This is a genomic window from Bradyrhizobium sp. Pa8, from assembly GCF_052588265.1.
The window spans coordinates 4784065-4807527 of the sequence record NZ_CP176767.1 but is presented as its reverse complement, the minus strand read 5'-3'; the positions used below and the strand labels follow the sequence as shown (position 1 = coordinate 4807527).

Annotated in this window: 23 protein-coding genes; 9 read left to right on the top strand and 14 right to left on the bottom strand. The window is 65.1% G+C overall.

Translation table 11 applies throughout. The features are described 5' to 3' along the window. Positions 1 to 7 precede the first annotated feature (7 nt). Together ACKWRH_RS22135 and dusB are read right to left on the bottom strand one after the other, a co-directional pair. Positions 8 to 1183 (bottom strand): two-component system sensor histidine kinase NtrB, encoded by a 1176-nt coding sequence (locus ACKWRH_RS22135; RefSeq protein ID WP_014495336.1) that lies wholly within the window; start codon positions 1181 to 1183, stop codon positions 8 to 10. Beyond that, positions 1180 to 2181 carry a tRNA dihydrouridine synthase DusB gene (gene dusB, locus ACKWRH_RS22130; protein ID WP_445222453.1) on the bottom strand — a complete coding sequence of 334 codons (1002 nt, stop codon included), beginning with the start codon at positions 2179 to 2181 and terminating at the stop codon, positions 1180 to 1182. The genes ACKWRH_RS22135 and dusB overlap by 4 nt, the downstream gene beginning before the upstream one ends. Before the next feature lie 282 nt (positions 2182 to 2463). Here dusB and ACKWRH_RS22125 point away from each other — a divergent pair, with 282 nt between their 5' ends. Next, on the top strand, positions 2464 to 3645 hold the full coding sequence (locus ACKWRH_RS22125) for a bifunctional 2-C-methyl-D-erythritol 4-phosphate cytidylyltransferase/2-C-methyl-D-erythritol 2,4-cyclodiphosphate synthase (protein WP_445215237.1): 1182 nt from the start codon (positions 2464 to 2466) through the stop codon (positions 3643 to 3645). Between the two features lie 3 nt (positions 3646 to 3648). Beyond that, complete coding sequence (locus ACKWRH_RS22120) at positions 3649 to 4260, top strand: CinA family protein (RefSeq protein WP_208086773.1); 612 nt, start codon at positions 3649 to 3651, stop codon at positions 4258 to 4260. A gap of 7 nt (positions 4261 to 4267) precedes the next feature. Here the strand turns inward: ACKWRH_RS22120 and ACKWRH_RS22115 are convergent, their stop codons facing one another. The 3 genes from ACKWRH_RS22115 to ACKWRH_RS22105 all read right to left on the bottom strand — a co-directional run bounded on the left by ACKWRH_RS22115 (position 4268) and on the right by ACKWRH_RS22105 (position 5746). Further along, entirely contained in the window at positions 4268 to 5044 is a 777-nt protein-coding gene (locus tag ACKWRH_RS22115) for a mechanosensitive ion channel family protein (RefSeq protein WP_445215236.1), read from the bottom strand. A gap of 156 nt (positions 5045 to 5200) precedes the next feature. Continuing rightward, positions 5201 to 5380: a hypothetical protein gene (locus tag ACKWRH_RS22110; RefSeq protein WP_014495340.1), complete on the bottom strand. Its 180-nt coding sequence runs from the start codon at positions 5378 to 5380 to the stop codon at positions 5201 to 5203. Between the two features lie 105 nt (positions 5381 to 5485). Beyond that, positions 5486 to 5746 (bottom strand): hypothetical protein, encoded by a 261-nt coding sequence (locus tag ACKWRH_RS22105; RefSeq protein WP_445215235.1) that lies wholly within the window; start codon positions 5744 to 5746, stop codon positions 5486 to 5488. 100 nt (positions 5747 to 5846) lie between these two features. On the opposite strand from ACKWRH_RS22105, the gene ACKWRH_RS22100 reads away from it, so the two are divergent. Genes ACKWRH_RS22100 through ACKWRH_RS22075 form a run of 6 tightly spaced genes read left to right on the top strand, consistent with a single transcriptional unit; the run spans position 5847 to position 10999 of the window. After that, entirely contained in the window at positions 5847 to 6554 is a 708-nt protein-coding gene (locus tag ACKWRH_RS22100; RefSeq protein ID WP_445215234.1) for a c-type cytochrome, read from the top strand. A gap of 8 nt (positions 6555 to 6562) precedes the next feature. Next, on the top strand, positions 6563 to 7819 hold the full coding sequence (locus ACKWRH_RS22095; RefSeq protein ID WP_445215233.1) for a cytochrome c: 1257 nt from the start codon (positions 6563 to 6565) through the stop codon (positions 7817 to 7819). A 19-nt stretch (positions 7820 to 7838) separates the two neighbouring features. Beyond that, positions 7839 to 8015, top strand: a complete 177-nt coding sequence (locus ACKWRH_RS22090) for a hypothetical protein (RefSeq protein WP_445215232.1) — start codon at positions 7839 to 7841, stop codon at positions 8013 to 8015. Next, positions 8012 to 8575, top strand: a complete 564-nt coding sequence (locus tag ACKWRH_RS22085; RefSeq protein ID WP_038957228.1) for a cytochrome c oxidase subunit II — start codon at positions 8012 to 8014, stop codon at positions 8573 to 8575. Before ACKWRH_RS22090 ends, ACKWRH_RS22085 begins: the two co-directional genes overlap by 4 nt. Beyond that, positions 8562 to 10184, top strand: coding sequence for a b(o/a)3-type cytochrome-c oxidase subunit 1 (locus ACKWRH_RS22080; RefSeq protein ID WP_445215231.1), 1623 nt, complete (start codon positions 8562 to 8564; stop codon positions 10182 to 10184). Before ACKWRH_RS22085 ends, ACKWRH_RS22080 begins: the two co-directional genes overlap by 14 nt. Further along, positions 10184 to 10999 (top strand): c-type cytochrome, encoded by an 816-nt coding sequence (locus tag ACKWRH_RS22075; protein ID WP_445215230.1) that lies wholly within the window; start codon positions 10184 to 10186, stop codon positions 10997 to 10999. Before ACKWRH_RS22080 ends, ACKWRH_RS22075 begins: the two co-directional genes overlap by 1 nt. A 110-nt stretch (positions 11000 to 11109) precedes the next feature. Here the strand turns inward: ACKWRH_RS22075 and ACKWRH_RS22070 are convergent, their stop codons facing one another. Both ACKWRH_RS22070 and lipA read right to left on the bottom strand, forming a co-directional pair. Beyond that, entirely contained in the window at positions 11110 to 11580 is a 471-nt protein-coding gene (locus tag ACKWRH_RS22070) for a type II toxin-antitoxin system RatA family toxin (protein ID WP_445215229.1), read from the bottom strand. Between the two features lie 6 nt (positions 11581 to 11586). Next, the gene (gene lipA / locus ACKWRH_RS22065; protein WP_445215228.1) at positions 11587 to 12543 is read right to left on the bottom strand and encodes a lipoyl synthase; all 957 of its coding nucleotides are present in this window, start codon (positions 12541 to 12543) and stop codon (positions 11587 to 11589) included. 130 nt (positions 12544 to 12673) lie between these two features. On the opposite strand from lipA, the gene ACKWRH_RS22060 reads away from it, so the two are divergent. Then, complete coding sequence (locus ACKWRH_RS22060) at positions 12674 to 13276, top strand: DNA-3-methyladenine glycosylase (protein WP_445215227.1); 603 nt, start codon at positions 12674 to 12676, stop codon at positions 13274 to 13276. Between the two features lie 96 nt (positions 13277 to 13372). Here the strand turns inward: ACKWRH_RS22060 and ACKWRH_RS22055 are convergent, their stop codons facing one another. The 7 genes from ACKWRH_RS22055 to ACKWRH_RS22025 all read right to left on the bottom strand — a co-directional run bounded on the left by ACKWRH_RS22055 (position 13373) and on the right by ACKWRH_RS22025 (position 23450). Next, positions 13373 to 16249: a valine--tRNA ligase gene (locus ACKWRH_RS22055; protein ID WP_445215226.1), complete on the bottom strand. Its 2877-nt coding sequence runs from the start codon at positions 16247 to 16249 to the stop codon at positions 13373 to 13375. A 162-nt stretch (positions 16250 to 16411) separates the two neighbouring features. Further along, entirely contained in the window at positions 16412 to 17179 is a 768-nt protein-coding gene (locus ACKWRH_RS22050; protein WP_445215225.1) for a PopZ family protein, read from the bottom strand. A gap of 306 nt (positions 17180 to 17485) precedes the next feature. Continuing rightward, on the bottom strand, positions 17486 to 18877 hold the full coding sequence (locus ACKWRH_RS22045) for a TolC family outer membrane protein (protein ID WP_445215224.1): 1392 nt from the start codon (positions 18875 to 18877) through the stop codon (positions 17486 to 17488). 206 nt (positions 18878 to 19083) lie between these two features. Beyond that, on the bottom strand, positions 19084 to 19740 hold the full coding sequence (locus ACKWRH_RS22040) for a protein-L-isoaspartate O-methyltransferase family protein (RefSeq protein ID WP_445215223.1): 657 nt from the start codon (positions 19738 to 19740) through the stop codon (positions 19084 to 19086). A gap of 138 nt (positions 19741 to 19878) precedes the next feature. Further along, positions 19879 to 20058: a hypothetical protein gene (locus ACKWRH_RS22035; RefSeq protein ID WP_282519248.1), complete on the bottom strand. Its 180-nt coding sequence runs from the start codon at positions 20056 to 20058 to the stop codon at positions 19879 to 19881. Between the two features lie 285 nt (positions 20059 to 20343). Beyond that, positions 20344 to 21348, bottom strand: a complete 1005-nt coding sequence (locus tag ACKWRH_RS22030) for an ABC transporter substrate-binding protein (RefSeq protein ID WP_445215222.1) — start codon at positions 21346 to 21348, stop codon at positions 20344 to 20346. Beyond that, entirely contained in the window at positions 21345 to 23450 is a 2106-nt protein-coding gene (locus ACKWRH_RS22025) for a cache domain-containing protein (RefSeq protein ID WP_445215221.1), read from the bottom strand. Before ACKWRH_RS22025 ends, ACKWRH_RS22030 begins: the two co-directional genes overlap by 4 nt. Between the last annotated feature and the right edge of the window lie 13 nt (positions 23451 to 23463).

The window sequence follows — 23463 nt, the reverse complement described above, 5'->3', positions numbered from 1 at the left end:
TTAATCCTCATTTCGCCCCCTGTGACGCAGACGACGACTTCCCGGCAGAGCCGTCGCGGCTGCTTTGATCGGCATGTTTGACCGATGTGGAATACATCGGCATCAGCACGCGGAAGGTGGTCTTGCGCGGCTGAGACTCGCATTCGATGATGCCCCCGTGATCTCCGATGATCTTTGCGACCAGCGCCAGGCCAAGACCCGAGCCGGTCTGCTTGGTGGTCACGAAGGGATCGAACAGGTTGGGCAGAAGATCGTCCGGCACGCCTGGTCCGTTGTCCTTCACGCAGAACTCGAGCGGCAGGGATACACGGGATTTTTGACCGGGGACTGACAGGCGCACGCCGGGACGGAACGCGGTGGTGAGCTGGATCTCGGCGTCGGGGACGTCGATCAGCGCTTCGGCGGCGTTCTTCACGAGGTTGAGGAACACCTGGACGAGCTGATCCTGGTTCGCCAGGACCGGCGGCAGCGAGGGATCATAATCCTCGATGAAGCGGATGTTGCGGGCAAAGCCCGACTGCGCCAGTCGCTTCACGTGATCGAGCACGGAATGGATGTTGACGGGACCGCGCACCACGGGGCGCTCGTCGCCGAACACCTCCATGCGGTCGACCAGCGTCACGATGCGGTCGGCCTCGTCGCAGATCAGCCGCGTCAGCATGCGGTCCTCGGACGAGGCCTGCTGCTCCAGCAGCTGCGCCGCGCCGCGGATGCCGGAGAGCGGATTCTTGATCTCATGCGCCAGCATGGCGGCCAGCGCGATCACCGAGCGCGCGGCGCTGCGATGGGTGAGCTGGCGGTCCATCTTGTCGGCGATGGAACGCTCCTGGAGCATCACCACGATATGGCCGGGCCGTTCCGTCAGCGGGGCGACATGCAGATCGACCTGGCGGTCGCCGCCCATGCGCGGCGTGCCCAGATCGACCTTGTATTCGTTGACCGGCGAGTTCGACGAGCGAACCTGGTCGATCAGCGCCAGCAAGGGGCTGCCGAACGGCACCAGCTCTTTCAGCGACTGCCGCTTCAGGAACTGCGTCGAGATGTCGAAGAAGGCTTCGGTCGCGATGTTGGCGGCGACGATCTTGCCGTCCGGCCCGATCATGAGCACGGGATTGGGCAGCGCATCCAGGATCGCATCGCTCTCGGACGGAAGCGGCCGGCGATGGTCAGCGGCTGAGCTCATGCAGCAGCGCTCCATGCGAAATCGTCGAAGGCATCTTGCAGCGACTGGTGGACGAGGCGCGGGTCCTCGGAGGTGAGGATCTTCTGGCGCCAGGCTTTCAGCTTCTCGGCCGGTGCACGGCTCACATCGGCCGCGACGTCGAGCGCCCAGCCGAGATGCTTGCGTGCGTGCCGGAGGCCGATGCGCAGGCCGTAGAGCGCGCAGACGCCCTCATAGAGCGTGCGGACATAATGCAGCTGCGTCTCGAGCGACGGCGCCACTTCGACCGCCCCGCCCTTCAGGCGGCGGCCGATCTCGCCGGGCAACCAGGGCTGCCCCTGCGCGCCGCGGCCGATCATCACGGCATCGGCGCCGGAGGCCTCCAGCGCCGCGAGCGCCTTCTCGTAAGTGGTGATGTCGCCATTGACGACGAGCGGAAGGGAGATCGCTTCCCGCACCGCGCGGATCGCATCCCAATCGGCCTCGCCCTTGTAGAACTGGCAGCGGGTGCGGCCGTGCACGGTGACGAGCTTGATGCCGGCGGCTTCCGCACGCCGCGCCAATTCCGGCGCGTTGCGGGTGTGATCGTCCCAGCCGAGCCGCATCTTCAGGGTCACCGGCACCTTCACCGCCGCGATCGTCGCATCGATCAGGCTGACGGCATGGTCGAGATCGCGCATCAGGGCGGAGCCGGACTGGCCGCCGGTGACGTGCCGGGCCGGACAGCCCATGTTGATGTCGATGATGTCGGCGCCTCCGGCTTCCGCGATCCGGGCCCCCTCGGCCATCCAGTGCGCCTCGCAGCCGGCGAGCTGGACCACATGAGGCCCGATCCCGGTCGCTTCGCAGCGCAACCGAGACATCTTGTGGCCATTCGCGAGCTCATCGCTGGCGGTCATTTCGGACACGACCAGACCCGCCCCGAGCTCGGCGGCAAGCCGGCGGACGGGCGAGTCGGTGACCCCCGACATCGGCGCCAGGAAGACCGGGGTGGCGACCTCGATATCGCCAATTTTCAACGGCTTAGAGCCTGATACTGCCGAGCCGGTCACAGGGGTCTCGTTGCGTAGGCAGGGCCTCATCGCGTCTGCCATGACCTATCTTGCGCACAATTCTTGTGCAGTCAAGCGTCATGCCTACAGTTTAGACAGTTCTGCAAACCTTTCAAGTGCAGTGCAGCAAAATGCTGTTTCCCACAATCCGGGGAAACCCCCTTTTTTTGCGGGCCTGCCGTGCTAGAGGCATGCGGCAATCACCCCACTCCCCGACTCTCTTCATCACCAACTGAGTATTTGAGTCCTATGGCGAAATCACAGCGCACCGCAGTCGTCCTCGTCGCGGCCGGACGCGGCCTGCGGGCTGGCGCCGGTGGTCCCAAGCAATATCGCGAGATCGGCGGCGTCCCCGTGATCTATCGCGCCATGGAAGCCTTCAGCCGCCACCCCGACGTGTTTGCCGTGCAGCCGGTGGTGAACCCCGACGACAGCGCCATGTTCACGGCAGCGGTCGCAGGTCTCAGCCACGAGCAGCCGACCAATGGCGGCGCGACGCGGCAGGCCTCCGTGCTCGCAGGGCTCGAAGCACTCGCCAAGCATAAGCCCGATATCGTACTCATCCACGACGCCGCGCGCCCCTTCGTCTCGGCCGGCGTGATCTCGCGCGCAATCGAGGCGGCCAGCCGCACCGGCGCTGCGCTCCCCGTGGTTGCCGTCACCGACACCATCAAGGTCACCGGCAAGAGCGGCAATGTCGAGGACACGCCGGACCGCGCAGCCTTGCGAATCGCGCAGACGCCGCAATCCTTTCGTTTCGACGTCATCCTCGAGGCGCATCGTCGCGCGGCGAAGGACGGGCGCAGCGATTTCACCGACGATGCCGCGATTGCCGAATGGGCGGGATTGACGGTCGCAACCTTTGAAGGCGATGTTGCCAATATGAAGCTCACCACTCCCGAGGATTTCGTGCGCGAGGAAGCGCGCCTGGCCAGCGTGCTCGGCGACATCAGGACCGGCACCGGCTATGACGTGCACGCCTTCGGCGAAGGCGACCACGTGATGATCTGTGGCGTGCGGGTGCCGCACACCAAAGGCTTCCTCGCCCATTCCGACGGCGATGTCGGCCTGCATGCGCTGGTCGACGCTATCCTCGGCGCACTCGCCGACGGCGATATCGGCTCGCACTTTCCGCCGAGCGATGCGAAATGGAAGGGGGCTTCCTCCGACCAGTTCCTGAAATACGCCATCGAGCGCGTCGCCCAGCGCGGCGGCCGCGTCGCCAACCTCGAGGTGACGATGATCTGCGAGCGGCCGAAGATCGGCCCCTTGCGCGACACCATGCGCGCCCGCATCGCCGAGATCTCCGGGGTCGACATCTCCCGCGTCGCGGTGAAGGCGACCACCAGCGAGCGACTCGGCTTCACCGGCCGCGAGGAAGGCATCGCGGCCACCGCGAGCGCCACCATCCGCCTTCCCTGGAGCGTCTAGGTCATGGGCGGCAGCGACGCACGCGCCCTCTCCCGCTCGCTGCTCGATCTCTGCCGGATGCGCAAGCTGACGATAGCCACCGCCGAGTCCTGCACCGGCGGTCTGGTTGCCGGCGCGCTGACCGACATTCCGGGCTCCTCCGACGTGATCGATCGCGGTTTCGTAACTTATTCCAATGACGCCAAGCGAGCGATGTTAGGGGTCGAGGCGAGCACGCTCACGAATTTCGGCGCCGTCAGCAAGGAGACCGCAACCGCGATGGCGGTCGGCGCACTGGAGCGTGCCGACGTCGATCTCGCCGTTGCCATCACCGGTATCGCCGGCCCCGGCGGCGCCACGCCCGGCAAGCCGGTCGGTCTCGTGCATTTTGCGGTTGCCGCGCGCGACGGCCGCATCGTCCATCGCGAACATCGCTTTGGCGCGATCGGTCGGACCGCCGTGCGCCAGCGCTCGGTGGTCGAGGCATTGCGCATGCTGATGGATCTCGCCCGCGGCCCGAAGGCCCAGCCCAAGCCCCGGCGCGCAGCCGCGGCAACCCGCCTGCGGCCTCGCGTGACCCGCTCGCCGCGCCGGCATGCGGTGAAGCGCAGGACGCCGCGGTCACCGCGCGGCTAGAGACACGTCATGCCGCCGCCAGCAGCGCGCTCGCGTGGTCGAGCACGCGCTGCTTGACCGCATCAGCGTCGGACGGTTTCGTCTTCGCGCTCACCGTCAATTCCACGACGGGCGCTGCGGGATCGGCGGCGACCACCTTCGACACATTGACCGATGGTGCGGCCCGCTCGTCGACGCGAGGATCTTCACGCAGCTCCTTCAGGATCTGGTCAGCCAGCGCATTGGCGGATCCTGCCCTGACCGGAAACGTCACCTTGACCTCGCCTGTGCCCGGATAGGCGCTGTGATTGATGATCGCTGCGCCCCACACCTGCCCGTTCGGCAACAGGATCTGCGTGTTGTCGGGCGCGACGAGCTCGGTCATGAACAGCGACAGCGATCTGACCTTCCCCGACTTGCCGCCGACCTCGACGTCGTCGCCGATGTGGAAGGGCCGGAACAGTAGCAGCATCACGCCGGCAGCGAGATTCGACAGCGTGCCCTGTAACGCCAGACCAATCGCGAGTGATGTCGCGCCCAGCACGGCGACGAGGCTTGCGGTCTGGATGCCGAACAGCTGAAGCACGGCGATGCCAACCACGGCCAGCACGCCGTAACGCGTGACGCTGGACACGAACACGGTCACGAGCGGATCGATCCGATGGCCGACGTTCAGCACGCGCGTGACGAAACGCTGCATTGCGCCGGACAGATACCAGCCGATCGCCAGCAGCAGGATCGCGTAGATCGCGTTCAGCCCATACAGGATGAGTGACGCTTTCAGCGTGTCGAAATTGATGGTCATGGCGGCTCCAACCCGGACAATCCGTACAGAACTCGCCGCGGAGCGAAATGATCCGCTCTGCCGGCCTGTCCCATGCTGTCAATTGGGCGCGCCAAGCGCGCGTTCCCGGCATGCGCGTTCGGCGCAAGGGAGCCGAACGGGTTCCGCGACATCCAATTATTGTTCCTGGCGCTTCGTCCGACAAATGACAGGGAGCTTCTGCTCAATCGCCTTCGCCAGCACCGTGCCGCTGGTCCGGCCGAGCTCTTTCGCGATCAGCGCAATCGGCTTGGTGCCTGCCAGGACCTTCAGCCTGCCAAGGTCTTCTTCGCTCCATGCCTGCTTCCAGCGTGCCATCTCCCCGATCCCGCGACAAAGCGCCCGCGCCCGACTCGGATTGTAGTCGAGCCCTTCGCGAAGGGCAGAGTTCTTGGTGCGCCGTTTGCGGCGAGGGGTGTTGCGTCAGCGCGCTGCGTTTTGGCACAAACTGCACTTGTCGCCCGATGTGAAGATGCGCTCTGATGGAAGGTCGTCTGCCCGGCCCAAGCGGCAGAACATCCGCGCGCGCGAACGGATTCCACATTGCCGCGCTTCCCGCTTGTGGAGCAAAGCTCGGGCGGAATACGCCGCGAGATCGCAGCGTTTTGTCCAGTTTTCAAAAAGCACGCAATTCTTGTCGAATTCGATCAAGATCGCAAAGGTGCAACCGCGACCAAGCGTCATCGCTCATGTCCGATCTTGCGCGCGACTGTATTGGCGCAATAATGCGGCTCTACGCTGTGGCCAGGAATCAACCCGGTCCTGCTTTCTGGAGGGCGACGGCGTGTTCGCTCGCGACACTGCAGTGGCAATCGCCATTGCTACCTTGGCCGGCATTGATGGTACTGCCGCACAAACGGTCAACCAGCCGCCGGATACCATGGCGGCGCGGGTGGAGGCGTGCACGCCCTGTCACGGCAACAAGGGCGAAGGCACCAGCGACGTCTATTTCCCGCGGCTTGCCGGCAAGCCGGCCGGCTATCTCTACAACCAGCTCCTCGCCTTCCGCGGCGGCCGGCGCAAATACCCGCCGATGAACTATCTGCTGGAGTTTCTGCCTGATCCGTATCTGGAGGCGATGGCCGAATATTTCGCCAGCGAGCATCCGCCGCTGCCGCAGCCCGCGCCGAGCGAAGTCAGCAAGGAAGTGCTGGCGCAGGGCGAGCTGCTCGCGACCAGCGGCGATGCCGGTCGTAACATACCGGCGTGCGTAAGCTGTCACGGCCCGGGCCTCACGGGCATGCAGCCCGGCATCCCCGGCCTGCTGGGCTTGCGCGCCGCTTACGTCAGCGCGCAGCTCGGCGCCTGGCGCTACGGCACGCGAACGGCAAAATCGCCTGACTGCATGCAACTCGTCGCCGGCCATCTGACGGAGGCAGATGTTACCGCCGTTGCGGCCTGGCTCGCGACACGGCCGGCGCCCACCAACCCGGCCCCCGTACCGAAGGGCACCTACGCGCTGCCGTTCGGCTGCGGCAGCCAGCCCAACTGACGAGGCGCATGATGGGCTCAAGACCGTCGATCACGCTGCTATCGATCAAGCTCCTGGCCCTCGCCGCGCTCACCACGGCCGCGCAGGCGCAGGACAAGACCAGCGATGTCATCGCGCGCGGCGAATATCTCGCCCGCGCCGGCGATTGCACGGCCTGCCATACTGCGGCCGAGGGCCGACTGTTTGCCGGCGGGCGCCCGATGCCGACCCCGTTCGGAACGATCTACACCTCCAACATCACGCCCGATCCGGAGACCGGCATCGGCAAGTGGAGCGCGGACGATTTCTACAGAACCATGCACAACGGCCGTTTCCCGGATGGCGGGCTGATCTATCCGGCGATGCCGTTCGCGTCCTATACCAAGGTCACGCGTGCCGACAGCGACGCGATCTTCGCCTATCTGCGCTCGATTCAGCCGGTGAACCAGAAGAACAAGCCGCACGAGCTGCGCTTTCCCTATGACAACCGCCAGCTCATCCTCGGCTGGCGCACGCTGTTCTTCCGCGAGGGTGAGTTCAAGCCCGACCCCACCAAGTCGGCGGAATGGAATCGCGGCGCCTATCTGGTCGAGGGGCTTGGTCATTGCGGCATGTGCCATTCGCCGATCAACGCGCTCGGCGGCACCTCGCAATCGGACGCCTTCAAGGGCGGCCTGATCCCGATGCAGAACTGGTACGCGCCGTCCCTCACCTCCAACCGTGAGGCGGGTCTCGGCGACTGGAGCATCAAGGACATCACCGATCTGCTCCAGACCGGCGTCTCCATGCGCGGCGTGGTCTACGGCCCGATGGCCGAGGTCGTGCACAACAGCCTGCAATACCTCAACGACGAGGACACGCGCGCGATGGCGGTGTACCTCAAGGGCATCGCGGAGCCCTCGCCTCCGCCGCCGGCAAGCACGACGCTGCCGACGACCGAGAGCAGCCTGCTGATCAGCCTCGGCAAGACCGTCTACGACAGGAACTGCGCGAGCTGTCACGGCACGCAGGGCGAAGGCAAGCCGCCGCACTGGCCGCCGCTCGCCAACAACCAGTCGATCGAGATGCAGTCGGCGGTCAATCCGATCCGCATGGTGCTCAATGGCGGCTATCCGCCGGGCACCAAGGGCAATCCGATGCCCTACGGCATGCCGCCTTTCGCCGGCCTGCTCTCCGACAACGAGGTCGCGGCCGTCGTCTCCTACATCCGCACCGCCTGGGGCAATCGCGGCACGCCGGTGTCGGCGCGCGAGGCCAACGAGCTGCGCTCGGCACCACTGAACTGAGAGACGCCAGAGAACCATCATGATCAATTCCGATCCGCCGACCAGCCCAGCCGCCGCCGACCAGGCCGTCGAGGAGGTCGTCGCCGCGGGACCGTCGGGCGCGATCGTGCTTGCCGGCATCGCAACGGCCTGCGTGGTCGCGATGTGGCTCGCGTTCTATCTGTTCGTCTTCCTGCCGCGCGGGTCACTGCAATGAGCGCAGAGGATACCCATGGCAGCGCCGAGGTCGCCGCCCGCGTCGAGCGGCGCTGGGCCACCGTCGCCGTGATCATCATCGTGATGATGGCGCTGCTGGCGGCGTTCGCCGGCATCCATCGCGCGACCATGCCGCAGCCGCGCGTCGAAACCACCGATCCATCGCGGATTCATCTCTCCGGCGAGTTCGTCGAGAGCAATCTCGGCAGCGTGTTGGAGGCCAATGGCAATGTGACGGTGCGCGCGATCGGCCAGCAATATTCCTTCACGCCGGCCTGCATCGTGGTGCCCGCGGATACGCCGATCACGATGCGCGCCACCAGCGCCGACGTCGTCCACGGCATCCTGATCCAGGGCACCAACATCAACACCATGCTGGTGCCCGGCTACATCTCCGAACAGCTCATGCGCTTTAGCAGGACCGGCGACTATCTGATGCCCTGCCAGGAGTTTTGCTCCTTCGGCCACGAGGGCATGTGGGGCAAGGTCAAGGTGATCGACAAGACCGAATTCGCCGATCGCGCGAAGGGTGGCGGGAGGCTGAACTGTGTTGGCCAATAGGAAGCTCATCCTCGCCCATTTCTGGCTGGCCTTCGGCGTGTTCGGCATCGCGCTCACGCTCGGCGCCTGGCAGATGTTCATCCGCAGCCCGATCGGCACCTGGCTGTCCAATCCCGAACTCTATTACCGCTCGCTGACCGCGCACGGCACCGTGATGGGCTACGTCTTTCCCACGCTGGTCGCGATGGGCTTTGGCTATGCCATCAGCGAGTCCGCGCTGGAGCAGCGCCTCGTCGGCGTGCGCTGGGCCTGGACCGGCTTCTGGCTGATCGTCGCGGGCGCGATCATGGCGATGGTCCCGGTCGCGCTCGGCCGCGCCTCGGTGCTCTACACATTCTATCCGCCGCTGATCGGCAACGTGTTCTACTACCTCGGCGTCGTGCTGGTCGTGGTCGGCTCCTGGATCTGGGTCGCGCTGATGGCGATCAATCTGCGCGTCTGGCGGAAGGCCCATCCCGGCGCACCGGTGCCGCTGGCGATGTTCGCCAATGTCGCGGGTTCCTATCTGTGGGCCTGGACCGCGGTTGGCGCCGCGCTCGAGCTGCTGCTCCAGATCATCCCCGTCGCGGCCGGCCTGAAGGCCACGATCGACGCGGGTCTTGCCCGCGTGTTCTTCTCCTGGACCTTGCACGCCATCGTCTATTTCTGGCTGATGCCGACCTACATCGCCTATTACACCATCGTGCCGCGCGCGATCGGCGGCCGGGTCTATTCCGACAGCATGGCGCGGATCTCCTTCATCCTGTTCCTGGTGGTGGCGATGCCGATCGGCATGCATCACACCTTCGCCGATCCGCAGGTCGGCGCCGGCTTCAAGTTCATCCATTCGGCCTTCACGGCGCTGGTCGCGCTGCCGACGCTGCTGACCGTGTTCACGATCTGCGCCTCCGTCGAGATCGCGGCACGTCTGCGCGGCGGCCGCGGCATGTTCGGCTGGATCAGGGCCCTGCCCTGGGACAATCCGATGATGCTGGCGCTGGCGTTCTCGTTCGTCATGCTCGGCTTCGGCGGTGCCGGCGGCCTGATCAACATGAGCTACCAGCTCGATGCGTCGATCCACAACACGCAGTGGATCACCGGCCATTTCCACCTGATCTTCGGCGGCGCCATCGTGATCATGTACTTTGCGATCGCCTATGATCTGTGGCCGCATCTGACCGGGCGCGAACTGATCGACATCCGCCTCATGCGCACCCAGCTCTGGCTGTGGTTCATCGGTATGACAGTGACCACGTTCCCGTGGCACTGGGTCGGCATTTTGGGCATGCCGCGTCGCATGGCCTATTTCGACTTCGGCGATCCCGCGATCGCGCCTCAGGCGCTCTCCGTCACCTTCTCGGCGATCGGCGGCTTCATCCTGCTGGCGTCGGGCATCATGTTCATCGTCATCCTGGCACGTGGCATGCGTGCGCCTCAGGTTGACGCCGGCCCCTACCGCTTTGCGCTGGCCGTGCATCAGTCCGCGACCGTGCCGGTCGCGCTCAACACGCATGCGCTGTGGGTGGCGCTGATGATCGTCCTCACCCTCACCAATTACGGCTACCCGATCGTGACGCTGGCGCTGACCGAGGGCACGTCGGTGCCGGCCGTCTATGTGGGAGCGCAGTGATGAGCGCGCGCGACCTCTTCACCTTTCGCAACAGCCATTTCAGGATTGGCGTCGGCGTCACCGCCGCGATCCTCGTCGTGACGGCGATCATCGGCTTCATCGTGCTGCCATTCGCGCAGCCCTGGGTTCAGTTCGCCAATGTCTGGGATGCGATCTGCAGCGCTGCCGGCGTCCCGCAGCGTGCGGCGAACGTTACTGCTCCGGAACAGACAAAACGCCTGTCGGAGGTCGTGCTGACCTCGCATACGCTGTCGCGTCCGAGCCAGGAAGCGATCGGCCGTGGCGCGACGCTGGCGCAGCGCTGCGCCATCTGCCACGGCCCGACCGGCATCAGCCGCGCGGATTCGCCCAATCTCGCCGGCCAGTACGCGGCCGTCATCTACAAGGAGCTGCACGATTTCCGCTCCGGAGCGCGCACCAATGCCGTGATGTCGCCATTCGCCGTCAATCTGACGGACCAGGAGATCGCCGATCTCTCGAACTATTACGCCTATCTGCCGCGGCCGGCAGCCTATCACCCGACGCCGCAGCTGCCGAAACCGAGCATCGTCATCTACGGCGCGCCTATGCGCGGGATCGCGCCCTGCGGCTCGTGCCATGGCAGCCTCGACAACAAGACCGGCAGTCCCTGGCTCGAAGGCCAGTCCGAAGCTTATATGAAGGCGCAGCTCCAAGCCTTCGCGTCCGGCGAGCGACGGAACGACATCAGCCAGCAGATGCGCAACATCGCACGCGCGATGACGCCGCAGGAGATCGAGCAGGCCGCGGCGTATTACGCCTCGCAGCCGCCGGATGTGGTGAAGGCGGTGGATTGAGCCTCACTGTCATCGCGAGCGCAGCGAAGCAATCCAGAATCCCTCCGCGGAAAGGTCCTGGATTGCTTCGTCGCAAGGGCTGCTCGCAATGACGGCGGAGAGAGCATGCCTTACGTCGACGCCAGCTTCGGCCGGCCGTAGATCGCATCCGCCCGCTTCTCGAATGCGATGGAGAAGCGCGCGAACGCGGCGTCGAACATCGAACCCATCAGCATCGCCAGCATGCGGCTCTTGAACTCGTAGGCGAGGAAGAATCCGACGTCGCAGACGCCCTCGCCCTTGGGCTCGAACGTCCAGCGGTTCTCGAGGTTGCTGAACGGACCTTGCAGATATTCGACCAGGATATTCAGATTGGCGCGGTCGAGCGTCACGCGGCTGGTGAAGGACTCCTTGACCAGCTTGAACGACACCGTCATGTCGGCGACCAGCACCTCGGTGCCGTCGGGTTTGGCCATCCGCTGGCGGATCTTGAGCGCGCTGCACAGCGGCACGAACTCCGGGTAGCGCTCGACGTCGGCGACCAGATCAAACATCTCGGACGCGCTGTGATGGACACGGCGCTTGCTTGAAAACTTGGGCATGGCGGTTCAGCGGGCAGACGCGGCCCGTGCGGCCTTCAGTCTCGCAAAGTCCTCGCCGGCATGATGCGACGAACGGGTGAGCGGGCTCGCCGACACCATCAGGAAACCCTTGGTGTAGGCGACCTTCTCGTAGGACGAAAACTCGTCGGGCGGCACATAGCGCATCACGGCGTGGTGCTTGCGGGTCGGCTGGAGATATTGCCCGATGGTCAGGAAGTCGACGTCGGCGGAGCGCAGATCGTCCATCACCTGCTGCACCTCGTGGCGCTCCTCGCCGAGGCCGACCATGATGCCGGACTTGGTGAAGATGGTGGGATCGAGCTCCTTGACCCGCTGTAGCAGCCGGATCGAGTGGAAGTAGCGCGCGCCGGGCCGCACCGTGAGGTAACGCGACGGCACGGTCTCGAGATTGTGGTTGAACACGTCGGGCCTCGCCGCGACGACGATTTCGAGCGCCCCCTCCTTGCGCAGGAAGTCGGGCGTCAGGATCTCGATCGTGGTCGAGGGGCACGCGGCCCGGATCGCACGGATGGTCCCTGCAAAATGCTCGGCGCCGCCATCGGCCAGATCGTCGCGGTCGACGGAGGTGATGACGACGTGGGCCAGCCCCAGCTTGGCGACGGCCTCGGCGACGTTCTGCGGCTCAGCGGCATCCAGCGCATTGGGCATGCCGGTCTTGACGTTACAGAACGCGCAGGCCCGGGTGCAGGTGTCCCCCATGATCATGAAGGTCGCGTGCTTCTTGTCCCAGCACTCGCCGATGTTCGGGCAGCCCGCCTCCTCGCACACGGTATGCAGGCCGTTGGCGCGCACGATGTTGCGGGTGTCGGCATAGCCGCGGGTATTGGGCGCGCGCACGCGGATCCAGTCCGGCTTCGGCGGCGAAGCGGAATCAGGGCGATTCACCTTTTCAGGGTGACGCGGGCGCAACGGATTCGAGATGGTGTCGACAATAACGACCATGGGCTGTCCGGTCTGTTCAGGTCCTACCTAGTCGGTCTGGCTGCCTGCCGCAACCCGGCTCGCGCCGCTTCAGGGAACATGGCAGATATGGGCAATATCCTGCTCTGTTCTCAGGCGATTCTCACCTCGAATGGCTCCAACCTCGAAAGCCTCACCACCGCGCCTCGGCAAAGCCCTGAAGCGTGCCTTTTTCGGCCGCAGCGTCCACGAGGTCGCGCCCGATTTGATCGGGGCCACCATGCTGGTCAACGGCATCGGCGGCCTCATCGTCGAGGTCGAGGCCTATCATCATACCGAGCCGGCGGCGCACTCCTACAATGGCCCGACGACGCGGAACCAAATCATGTTTGGCCCGCCCGGCTTTGCCTATGTCTACCGCTCCTACGGTATCCACTGGTGCGTGAACTTCGTCTGCGAGGAGGAAGGCTCCGCCAGCGCCGTGCTGATCCGCGCGCTGGAGCCGACGCATGGCCTGGCGGCGATGCGCCGCCGCCGCCATCTCCAGGAGGTGCACGCACTGTGTTCGGGTCCCGGTAAGCTGACCGAGGCGCTGGGCATCACCATCGCGCAAAACGCCCTGCCGTTGGACCGGCCGCCGATCGCGCTGCATGCGCGGACAGAGGAGGTCGAGGTGGTGGCCGGCATCCGGATCGGCATCACCAAGGCCGTCGAGCTGCCCTGGCGCTATGGCGTCAAGGGCTCGAAGTTTTTGAGCAAGCCGTTTCCGAAGTGACCGTCATTCCGGGATGGTCCGAAGGACCAGACCTCAGGTGCGCAATTGCGCACCGTCGTTCGGCTCTTTGAGCCGCCCCGGAATGACAGAGCCAGGTCACGACGCCTGCTTGAGCCGCTCCTGCGCCTCCAGCAGCTTGGCCTTGCGGGCCAGCGCCGCCTCGCGCTTTTCGCGCTCCTCCTCGACAACCTCTTCGGCCGCATTGGCGACGAACTTCTCGTTCGCCAGCTTGGACTCGGCACGCTTGATGTCGGCGTCGGCCTTGCCGATCTCCTTGTCGAGGCGCGTGCGCTCGGCGGCGACGTCGATCACGCCCTTCAGCGGCAACGCGGCCACCTCGCCGCGCACGAGGAGCTGGACCGCACCATCAGGTGCGCGGTCGGCGAAGGATATGTCGGACAGCCGTGCCATGCGCTTGATGACGTCGGTCCAGCGCGGCGCGCGTTCCTTCGTCTCGGTCGAAGCGCCCGCGAGCACCAGCGTCGTCAGCGTTGCCGGCGGGATGTTCATCTCGGCGCGCACCGAGCGGATCTGCGTGACGAGATCGATCACCCAGCCGATCTCGGCTTCCGCCTTGGGATCGGTGAAGTCGGCATGGTCGAAGATCGGCATGATCAGGACTGGCGAGATCAGCGGATCGGTCGGCCCGGCAGCCGCAGCGAGCATCGCGAGTTGCTCCGGCGTCGGCTCGGACGGCTTCAGCGGCCATTGCGCCAGCGCCAGCAGGCCGTCGCGCTTGGCCGTCACCTCCCACAGCTCTTCGGTGATGAAGGGCATGAAGGGGTGCAGCAGCTTCAGGATCTCGTCGCGCGCCCAGGCGACCATGGCGCGGGTTTCGTCCTTGGCCGGGCTGTCCGGACCGAGCAGCACGGGCTTTGCGAGCTCGACATACCAGTCGCAATAGACGTTCCAGACGAAACGGTAGATCGCACCGGCCGCATCGTTGAAGCGATAGGCTTCGATTGCCTCGGTCACCTCGCGCGTGGTGTGCGCACTCTCATGCGCGATCCAGCGGTTCAGCGTCTCCTTGGCCTTCGCCGGCTCGAAACCGTCGGGCACGGCGCAGTGGTTCATCTCCGCGAAGCGCGACGCATTCCAGAGCTTCGTCGCGAAATTCCGGTAACCCTCGACGCGGCTGGTGGCGAGCTTGATGTCGCGTCCCTGCGCCGCCATGGCGGCCAGCGTGAAGCGCAACGCGTCGGCGCCGTATTCGTCGATCAGCTTGAGGGGATCGATGACGTTGCCCTTCGACTTCGACATCTTGGCGCCCTTCTCGTCGCGGACGAGGGCGTGGATGTAGATCGTCGAGAACGGCACTTCCTTCATGAAGTGCAGGCCCATCATCATCATCCGGGCAACCCAGAAGAAGATGATGTCGAAGCCGGTCACCAGCGCGTTGGTCGGGTAATAGCGCTGCACTTCCGGTGCATCCTCAGGCCAGCCGAGCGTCGAGAACGGCCACAGCGCCGAGGAGAACCAGGTGTCGAGCACGTCCTCGTCACGCGTGATGAAGCCTTCGCGCTTGTTGCGGTCGAGCGCCATCTCGCGGCCCTGCTCGGCCGTGATGACTTCCTGCTCGACGTAATAGCCGAGCGCGTGGCTGACGGCCTCCTCCTCGGTCTCGGCGACGAACACCTTGCCGTCAGGACCGTACCAGGCCGGGATCTGATGACCCCACCACAGCTGGCGCGAGATGCACCAGGGCTGGATGTTCTCCATCCACTCGAAATAGGTCTTTTCCCAGTTCTTCGGCACGAACGTCGTTTCGCCCGAACGCACCGCAGAGATCGCGGGCTTGGCCAGCGTCTTGGCGTCGACGTACCACTGGTCGGTCAGATACGGCTCGATCACGGTGCCGGAGCGATCGCCATGCGGCACCATGTTGGTGTGCGGCTCGATCCGCTCGACGAAGCCGAACGAGTCCAGCCGCTCGACGAGGCGCTTGCGCGCGGCGAACCGGTCAACCTTGTTGAACTCCTCGGCGAACTGCGAGGCGCCTTCCGGCAGGTCGCGCAGGTAATCCTCGTTGTCGAGGAGATCGAGACAACCTTCCTTGTCGAGCACGCTGATCCGGCGCAGGCCATGGCGATTGCCGACCTCGAAGTCGTTGAAGTCGTGCGCCGGCGTCACCTTCACCGCGCCCGAGCCCTTGTCCGGATCGGAATACTCGTCGGTGACGATCTTAATCTTGCGACCGACCAGCGGCAGGATCACGTTCTTGCCGACCAGCTTCTGATAACGCTCGTCGTCGGGATGCACGGCCACGCCGGTATCGCCGAGCATGGTCTCGGGCCGCGTGGTGGCGACGACGATGAAGCTCGAGGGATCCTCGGGGCTGAACGTCTTGCCCTCGATCGGATAGCGCAGATACCACAGGCTGCCCTTGACCTCGGTCTGCTGCACTTCGAGGTCGGAGATCGCGGTCAGCAGCTTGGTGTCCCAGTTCACCAGCCGCTTGTCCTTGTAGATCAGGCCGTCGCGATGCAGCTCGACGAACACCTTGATGACGGCCTTCGACAGGCCCTCGTCCATGGTGAAGCGTTCGCGCGACCAGTCGCAGGAGGCGCCGAGGCGCTTGAGCTGGTTGATGATGGTGTCGCCGCTCTCGGCCTTCCACAGCCAGACCCGCTCCAGAAACTTCTCGCGGCCCATCTCGCGGCGGCCGGGCTGCTGGCGCTCCATCAGCTGCCGCTCGACCACCATCTGGGTGGCGATGCCGGCATGGTCGGTGCCGGGCTGCCACAGCACGTCGCGGCCGCGCATCCGCTCGAACCGGCACAGGATGTCCTGGAGGGTGTTGTTGAGGGCGTGGCCCATATGCAGCGAGCCCGTCACGTTCGGCGGCGGGATCACGATGGTGAAGGGCACTGCGTCGCGGCGGTCGGGGCGGCCGGCCCTGAAGGCAAGGCTGTCCTCCCACACGACGGACATGCGGGCTTCGATATCGGCGGGCTGGTAATTTTTCTCGATCATGGGCTGCTAGAAAGCCGCGCGCGGGGGGCAAGTCAACGAAAAGGTCCAAAAGAAGGACCAAGAGAAGGTCAACGGAAAGCCCGGCGGCAAAACGGCTTTCCGGCCGGTCGGCAGGCCAAACAGGCGCATCAGCGGGGCTTTATGAGGACTCTGCGGCCGCCCTCACCTGCCGCCGCGCGAGACCCGCTCGATTTCGGCCTTCACGATGCGTTCAACGAGGCCCGGCAGGTTGTCGTCGAGCCAGGATTTCAGCATCGGACGCAGCATCTCCTTGACCAGATCTTCCAGCGTCCGCGCATTGCTGCTGAGCACCGTGTGGGCCAGGGAGTTGAAGGCGGATTCGACCGCCGAGACCGTCGATTGGGCCAGGATCGGTTGTTGGGGCGGTACCGGCGGCGCATCGTAGTCCACCGGCGCATAGGACGATGACGGCGTCAGGCGCGGCGGCGATTCGGCGAATTCCAGATCGTCGCGCGGCTCGACCTTGCGGAAGCTCGGCGGCGGCGGAGGCGGCGTCGGCTCCGGATCCACCGCCATCTCGTCGGTCAATTCGAGCACGTCGGTTTCAGGTTCGGGCTCTGGCGCACGGACCTCGGGCGCAGGCGTAGCCGCGTCCAGCCCCGCCAGCAGAGCATCAATATCGTCCTGGTTATTGGATGCATCCGCCGCAGGTGCGGGCGGCGGCGGCGCTGGAGCCGGCTTCGCAGCCGGCGGCGGCGCGGGCTTCTCGGCAACAGGTTTTGCGGAAGCGACCTTGGACGGCGGAATGTCGTTCATCGCCTGAAGCTTTGGTGCGGGCGCCGCGGGAGCCGGCGCTGGCTTGGCAGCTTCTGCCGGCGGCGGCTTGGCCTCATCGTCGGCAATGATGCGCCGGATTGAGGCCAGAATCTCCTCCATCGAGGGTTCTGTGACCTTTGCAGGCTGCGTCATCTCCGACTCCACATCATCAACGCCCTCGCATGCGTTGTTTTACACCAAGCACGACAGGATTGGCCGGTTCCGGAACGGACGCCCCGACATTTTCGTCGCGGCAGCCCGACTTGTCCCCAGTTCACGGCTCAACGTGCGGCGGTGCGCCTCTGCCCTCGGCACTCAAGCCTTTACGCACACGACATCAGGTGCCGGGCGAATCGACCCGCATCTTCTTGGCAAGGCTATGTCAGGGATTTTGATGATTGCAAGCAAAGCACCAGTCGGCCTCAGCTGTTTGCGAGGCCGACCGGATGACTACGGACTCTAGCGTCCGTCAGGCGTGCGCACGCCGGCCCAGCTGTCGCGGACCTGATGGTAGTGAACGCTCGGATCATAAACCGTGGTCGCAAGGCCGAGGACCTGCGGCGACAGACGGCCGATGGCGGCCAGAACCTGATAGGACGCGACCACGCGGTCGTGCTGGGCGGTGACCAGCGCGACGCGCGCGTTGACCAGCGCCTGCTGCGCGTTGAGCACGTCGAGGGTGGTACGCTGACCAGCCTTGGCTTCTTCGCGGACGCCGTTCAGCGCGATCTCGGACGCTGTGACCTGCGCCTGCGCGGACTGCACCTGGGCCTTGCCGGCCTGCAATGAACCCCACCACTGCACGACCGTCGCGCGAGTCTGGTCGCGGGTCGTTTCGAGGTTGAGACGCTGCTGCGCCAGGTTTTCCTTGGACTGACGGATCAGCGAATATGAATTGCCGCCGTCGTAGAGCTGCCAATTGGCCTGCGCGATGGCGGACGCATTGAACGACCTGTATTGGATCAAGGACTGTTCGTTCCCCTGCGTGGCCCCAACCTGCAACGCGATCGTCGGCAGCAGCGCGCCTTCGGCGACCTTGACCTGCAGAAAATTGACGTCGATGCCGAACATTGCGGCCGTGACGTTGGGATGCTCGATCAGGCCGAGCTCGACCGCCGCGGCGAGGGTTGCGGGCAGGAAACGATCGACCGGCGAGCCGGGCGCGAGGTTCGTCGGCTCGTTGCCAATGATGCGGCGGAAGTTCGCGCGCGTCGTGGTGAGATTCGCTTCGGCCGTGAGGGCCTGCGTCTTGCCGGCCGCCAGTTGCGCTTCCGATTGCGCAACGTCGGTGCGCGTCACTTCGCCGACGTTGAAGCGATCACGCGTCTGCTTCAGCGTCTGCTCGAGCACGCGCACGTTGCTGCGCTGGACCTCAAGCGTGGCGGCGTCGCGCAGATAGTCCATGTAGGTTGAGGCGCCCTGAAGCAGCACGCTCTGATCCAGGCTGCGCAGCGCTTCGCGGGAGCCGGAAACCTGGCTCTCGGCGGCGCGCGTCCTGTTGCCGGTGATGTTGCCGTTATAGAGCGTCTGCGTGACGGTCACACCCACGCTGCGCGGCACGGAGGGCCCGTTGATTGGTGAGTTGCCCGGCGCCGGCGAGCTCAGCGTATCCTGATATTGATAGCCGCCGTTCGCCGACAGCGCGACCCTGGGGCGATAGCCCGACAACGCCTGAGGCACGTTCTCGTCGGTCGAGCGCACCTGGGCGCGCTGCGCGTTGAGCTGCGGATTGTTCTGATAGGCGCGCACCAGTGCGGACTCGATGGTGTCCGCCAAGGCAGGCGTCGGCCCGGCAAGTGCCAGCAACAGGACCGAAACCGCAGCTCCGGTGAAGAGCTTCACCCCATGCATCCCTTAAATTCCGTTCATTCTAACGCCCCGCTCGTGCCCGCGAGCTAGGATACCGTCTACCGAGTGGAGTCGTTGCCCCGCAGCAACATAGGCCGCCAATTGGCGCAACGGAACCACCTGAAGGTAGTTCCCGGTGGAAACTCTTCACGTGCAGCATCCGGGCCACACTTCTGATTCAGAACGGGATTTTAACGGGCTTTGGGACTTCAGAAGACGAAAGCGGCGGCCCGTTCCAACCCGGGAAGGACCGGAGCTGCGGCATCGAACAGCGCCCGATGGCCGAATTCACCGTGGGTATGGGTCACGATCACGGCCCGGGGGGGCGTGGATTGGGCCGACACCCCCACGAGGCGCCCGCCCTCCTTGAGCTGCCCGAGCAGCGCCTCAGGCGTCACCTCGAAGGCGCCGTTGAGGATAATGACGTCATAGGGAGCGGCAGAAGGATCCCCTTCGGCGCAGGTTGCGGCCTTGCACGTGACGTTGGCGAGGCTGGCACAAGCATCCTTGGCCTTCGCGGCCAAGGCCGAATCACATTCCGTCGCGGTGACCTGACGGGCGAGCGTGGCCGTCAGCGCGGCGAGGTAGCCCGTGGCGCAGCCGACCACCAGCACGTTGTCACCCTCGCCGATTTCGGCGGCCTGGAGCAGCTTGCCGGTCAGCTGCGGCTTGATCAGGAACCGCTTGGCCCCGCCTTCGCTCACGTCAAGATCGAGGTCGAGATAGGCCAGTGCCTGCCTGGCAACCGGCACGAACGCCTCGCGCGGAACCGTGAGCATCGCGTCGAGAATACGGCGATCGGTGACGTCATTAGTGCGCACCTGGCCATCGACCATTTTTAGGCGCGCGGTCGAGAAACCGGACATTTGCGGACCCTGCAAGGCGGACGATGCCGCGGACGAAATTTGGCGGCATCTTTGGAACAGGCTCCGCGAAAACGCAACACGTCCGTTGGCCCGGGCGGACCGGGCTACGCAACCCGCGGCGTCAAGCTGGTCGGTGAGCTATTCGATCGTGACCGCGAGGCGGCCGATCAGCGCGGCGACTTCGTCGAGCCGGGCCGAATCGTGCGCCTCGACGGCGCGCGCGAGGCAGGCCAGGCATTCGTCATCGCTGAGCTCGGGAACGTCCGCCGGCAGAATCGAGGGGGCCATTTCGGAACGGTCGACCTGGACGTCTTGCATGGGAATCAGCTCCGTAAAAATCCGACACTCGCAAGCTCGACTTAAATTGGGTCGAATTGGCGTCCCCCTCATGACGCGACCGCGTCCGCACACACGACTGCTTGAGTGCGATTCTGCGCTGGATTTGGGTGGATCATTGTTGAAATGTCGCCTGAAGTGGTGCGGCAGCGACATTAGAATATGGGCGCAGCGCATTGAAAATGCATTGAAATATGCTCCGGGCGCTCCACAGGCTAACGCACGGGCGGAACGAGCGTCCGTGCGAGCATGTTCCACGCTGCAGGTTCAGACGACGGTTGCAAGGTAGAGCTGCGTGTCGAAATAGTCTGCGGCCCGCACGGGTGCGGTGACGCCGGCATCCGTCATGAAGAAGTCGCTGACCTGCTGGAGCCATTTCACGACGGTCCCGTCGGAATAGAGCCGCTTCCATTCGCGCGAGGAATAGAGCTTCTGGGCCTTGAAGGCTTCCGCGATGTCGGCGCGACGCGACTGTCCGTAATGTGTCTGGAGCGCCTCCGCCGCGGCCGCCGGATTGCGCACCATGTGGTCGTTCGCTTCCGCCCAGGCGCGGATGATCCGGGCCAGCACCTCCCTGTTCCCCGCATAAAAATCCATCCGCGCGGCCCAGCCGCCGAGCACGGCGGATTGCGGGTAGAAGGCGGAGGCATCCACCAGCTTGACCGCATCCGGCAGCGCCTCGCGGACGGCAATGTTGAACGGCACCCAGAGCGCAACGGCCTGCACCTCGCCGGCAATGAACGCCTTGACGGCGGCGGCCATGCTGCCATTGACGATCTCGACCTCGGACGGATTGACGTTGTTGGCCCGCAGCGCGCGATCGAGGAAGATGTGCGCCGTGGTCTTCATCGTGGTCGCGATCCGCTTGCCCCTTAGATCGGCCATCCCCTTGACGCCGAGCGTCGGCCGGACCCAGAGCTGTGTGGTCGCGACCTCAATGTCGTTGATGAGAAAGCCCCGGCCGCGGCCGAGCGCCAGATAGTTGGAGATGACGCCGCCGGCCGAGAGGACGTCGAGCTCACCCCGCGCCATCGCCTCGAAGACTTCAGGTCCGGTGTTGAACTCGTGCAATTCGAGATCGATCCCCTCGCGGTCGAACGAGCCGCGATCGAGCCCGGTCCAGATGTGTCCGTCTACGGCGACCACGTGGAGATAACCGAGCCGAATTCTGCTGCGCGCCTGCGCGATGGCCGGCGCCGCGTGCATTGACGCAGCCGCGAGCGCCGCGCCGTGCCGCAGCAATTGCCGGCGATTGACACCGCAGATGTTCATGCCGCCGCTCCCGCATTCCGGGGCGCGGACCGAAATCGCTGGGCATGAAATAGCGCGATGCCATCCTTGGGATAGTCGTGCAGGAAGGCCGACAGCCGGACCAACGTCGTCTCGGCCGCGCCGTCCTGCACGATCGCCGCAAAGACTTCATCCCAGCGTCGGCACATCGCAACGTCGGCTTCACCAGCGTGCGCCAGCTCGCCACGGAGGTCACTGACTTCGATCGCGTCGGCAAATCCCTTCGGCGTGATAATGTCGACGCTGCGGAACAGGAACCTATCGCCGACGCTGGCGCGGACTGCCGCGCTGACCAGCACGCGCGTGCCGTAATTCTTGTTCAGTCCCTCCAACCGCGACGCCAGGTTGATGGTGGCGCCAAGCGCGGTGTAGTTCATCCGGTCGCTCGAGCCGATGTTGCCGACCACGGCATCGCCGACATGCAGGCCAAAGCGGGTGTCGTAGGGTGGCCAACCCTCGCGCCGAAACTCCTTGTTGAGCGCTTCGTTGGCTGCAAGGCATGCCAGGATGGCACGGCAGGCATTGGCGGTGTGGTCGGGATCGTCGGCCGGCGCGTTCCAGAATGCCATCACGGCGTCGCCGATATATTTGTCGACCGTGCCCTGGTGCCGCATGATCTCGTCCGACAGCACCGCGAAATAGCGCGAGGTGTGGATCATCACCCGCGACGGGTCGGCGCGCTCCGTCTTGGCGGTAAAGTCGGCGACGTCGGTGAACAGCACCGTGATCTCACGCCTGGAGCCGCCGAGGCTGAGCGAAGAGCCGGTCTCGATCAGCTGCCGCACGATCTGGCGCGGGATGAAGCTCGCAAAGCTGCGGACCACGCTGCGCATGGTGAATACCGAGCGGCCAAGCTCCTCGATCTCGGCGATGACGGAATGGACGCGCGGCCGCTCGGTAATTTCGAACCGCTGGATCGCGTCGGTCTCGTCGGCCAGCTTGCGCAGCGGCTGTGCCATCAGCGATCCCAGCCAGAACGCGAATGGCAGCGTGGCTCCGACAAAGGCCAGCGCCAGCGCGAACAGCGTGCGGCGCTCGTTGATGATCTGCGCATAGAACTCGTCGAGCGGCGCGACCATCGCCATCCGGATATTGGCCGAACCGGCTGTCTCGAGCCTGTGGACCGCCGCGACATAGGTTCGGCCCGACGCGTCGGCAAAGAACTGCTGGGGGGCCCCGCCGTCCCGCCAGGAGCGGATGACCGGCACGAGCGCAGGCAGCCGGAGCGCGCCGATCTGTGGCAGGTCGTCCTGCCGCTCCGGGATCTCCGCCATCAGGCGGTTCATCTCGGGATGACCGACGATGCGTCCGGCATCGTTGAACAGGAACGTCAGCCCTGATTGACCGAGCTTCTGCTCCGCCAGCATGTCCTCGAACCGGTTCAGCAGCAAATCACCCGCAATAACGCCGCGGCGCCCTTCCCTCAACGGCGTCCGCAGCGTGTAGCCCGGCTCGCCCGTGGCGTAGAAGACGTAAGGACCGGTCAACAGCGTCTTGTCGTTCTTGAACGCTTCGACATACCAGGGCCGCTGCCGCGGGTCATAGCTCGCGGGTCCGGCGACCTCAGCAACCTGAATAAGGTTCTCGGAGAGATATTGCGTGACAGGCGCGGCCCCCGCCGTGCGCGAGATCACGACCAGCCGGAAGGCAGCATCCTCATCGACATTCAAACCCTTCCGGAACGCCGGCTTGGCGCGGTCGATGACGTCCATCTCGATGAACGAACCATCCTCGTAGCCGACATAGAGATTGAACAGCTGCGGGTTGTTGCGCAGCATCGCCGCCATCAGGTTGTAGAGCCGTGAATTGTCCGCGATGTCGGCCTCCTGGATCGGCGGCAGGCCGGACAGGATGTCGAGATTGTTGCGGACGTTCCTGAACTGCTCGTCGACATGGTCGGCGCCGAGCTGCGCCACTTTTTCGATGAAGCCGCTGGCCGCCGTACGCGTGATGACCGTCACGCGCTCGAAACTGAGATAGACCAGCGTCAGTCCAACGAGCAGCACCACTCCCACGAACACCGCGATGATCGATGTCTGGAAGCCGATGCGAAATGGACGCTTGCTGGCTCTCTTTCCGCTCATCGGAGCTGCGCGA

Bases quoted from the DNA above. Each gene is read 5' to 3' on its own strand.
- ACKWRH_RS22040 (WP_445215223.1), bottom strand. From the start codon at position 19,740: ATGTCCGGTTTCTCGACCGCGCGCCTAAAAATGGTCGATGGCCAGGTG.
- ACKWRH_RS22025 (WP_445215221.1), bottom strand. From the start codon at position 23,450: ATGAGCGGAAAGAGAGCCAGCAAGCGTCCATTTCGCATCGGCTTCCAG.
- ACKWRH_RS22045 (WP_445215224.1), bottom strand. From the start codon at position 18,877: ATGCATGGGGTGAAGCTCTTCACCGGAGCTGCGGTTTCGGTCCTGTTG.
- ACKWRH_RS22050 (WP_445215225.1), bottom strand. From the start codon at position 17,179: ATGACGCAGCCTGCAAAGGTCACAGAACCCTCGATGGAGGAGATTCTG.
- ACKWRH_RS22070 (WP_445215229.1), bottom strand. From the start codon at position 11,580: ATGCCCAAGTTTTCAAGCAAGCGCCGTGTCCATCACAGCGCGTCCGAG.
- ACKWRH_RS22060 (WP_445215227.1), top strand. From the start codon at position 12,674: ATGGCTCCAACCTCGAAAGCCTCACCACCGCGCCTCGGCAAAGCCCTG.
- ACKWRH_RS22115 (WP_445215236.1), bottom strand. From the start codon at position 5,044: ATGACCATCAATTTCGACACGCTGAAAGCGTCACTCATCCTGTATGGG.
- ACKWRH_RS22055 (WP_445215226.1), bottom strand. From the start codon at position 16,249: ATGATCGAGAAAAATTACCAGCCCGCCGATATCGAAGCCCGCATGTCC.
- ACKWRH_RS22095 (WP_445215233.1), top strand. From the start codon at position 6,563: ATGATGGGCTCAAGACCGTCGATCACGCTGCTATCGATCAAGCTCCTG.
- ACKWRH_RS22090 (WP_445215232.1), top strand. From the start codon at position 7,839: ATGATCAATTCCGATCCGCCGACCAGCCCAGCCGCCGCCGACCAGGCC.
- ACKWRH_RS22135 (WP_014495336.1), bottom strand. From the start codon at position 1,183: ATGAGCTCAGCCGCTGACCATCGCCGGCCGCTTCCGTCCGAGAGCGAT.
- ACKWRH_RS22105 (WP_445215235.1), bottom strand. From the start codon at position 5,746: ATGACGCTTGGTCGCGGTTGCACCTTTGCGATCTTGATCGAATTCGAC.
- ACKWRH_RS22075 (WP_445215230.1), top strand. From the start codon at position 10,184: ATGAGCGCGCGCGACCTCTTCACCTTTCGCAACAGCCATTTCAGGATT.
- ACKWRH_RS22035 (WP_282519248.1), bottom strand. From the start codon at position 20,058: ATGCAAGACGTCCAGGTCGACCGTTCCGAAATGGCCCCCTCGATTCTG.
- ACKWRH_RS22125 (WP_445215237.1), top strand. From the start codon at position 2,464: ATGGCGAAATCACAGCGCACCGCAGTCGTCCTCGTCGCGGCCGGACGC.
- ACKWRH_RS22120 (WP_208086773.1), top strand. From the start codon at position 3,649: ATGGGCGGCAGCGACGCACGCGCCCTCTCCCGCTCGCTGCTCGATCTC.
- ACKWRH_RS22085 (WP_038957228.1), top strand. From the start codon at position 8,012: ATGAGCGCAGAGGATACCCATGGCAGCGCCGAGGTCGCCGCCCGCGTC.
- ACKWRH_RS22110 (WP_014495340.1), bottom strand. From the start codon at position 5,380: ATGGCACGCTGGAAGCAGGCATGGAGCGAAGAAGACCTTGGCAGGCTG.
- lipA (WP_445215228.1), bottom strand. From the start codon at position 12,543: ATGGTCGTTATTGTCGACACCATCTCGAATCCGTTGCGCCCGCGTCAC.
- ACKWRH_RS22030 (WP_445215222.1), bottom strand. From the start codon at position 21,348: ATGAACATCTGCGGTGTCAATCGCCGGCAATTGCTGCGGCACGGCGCG.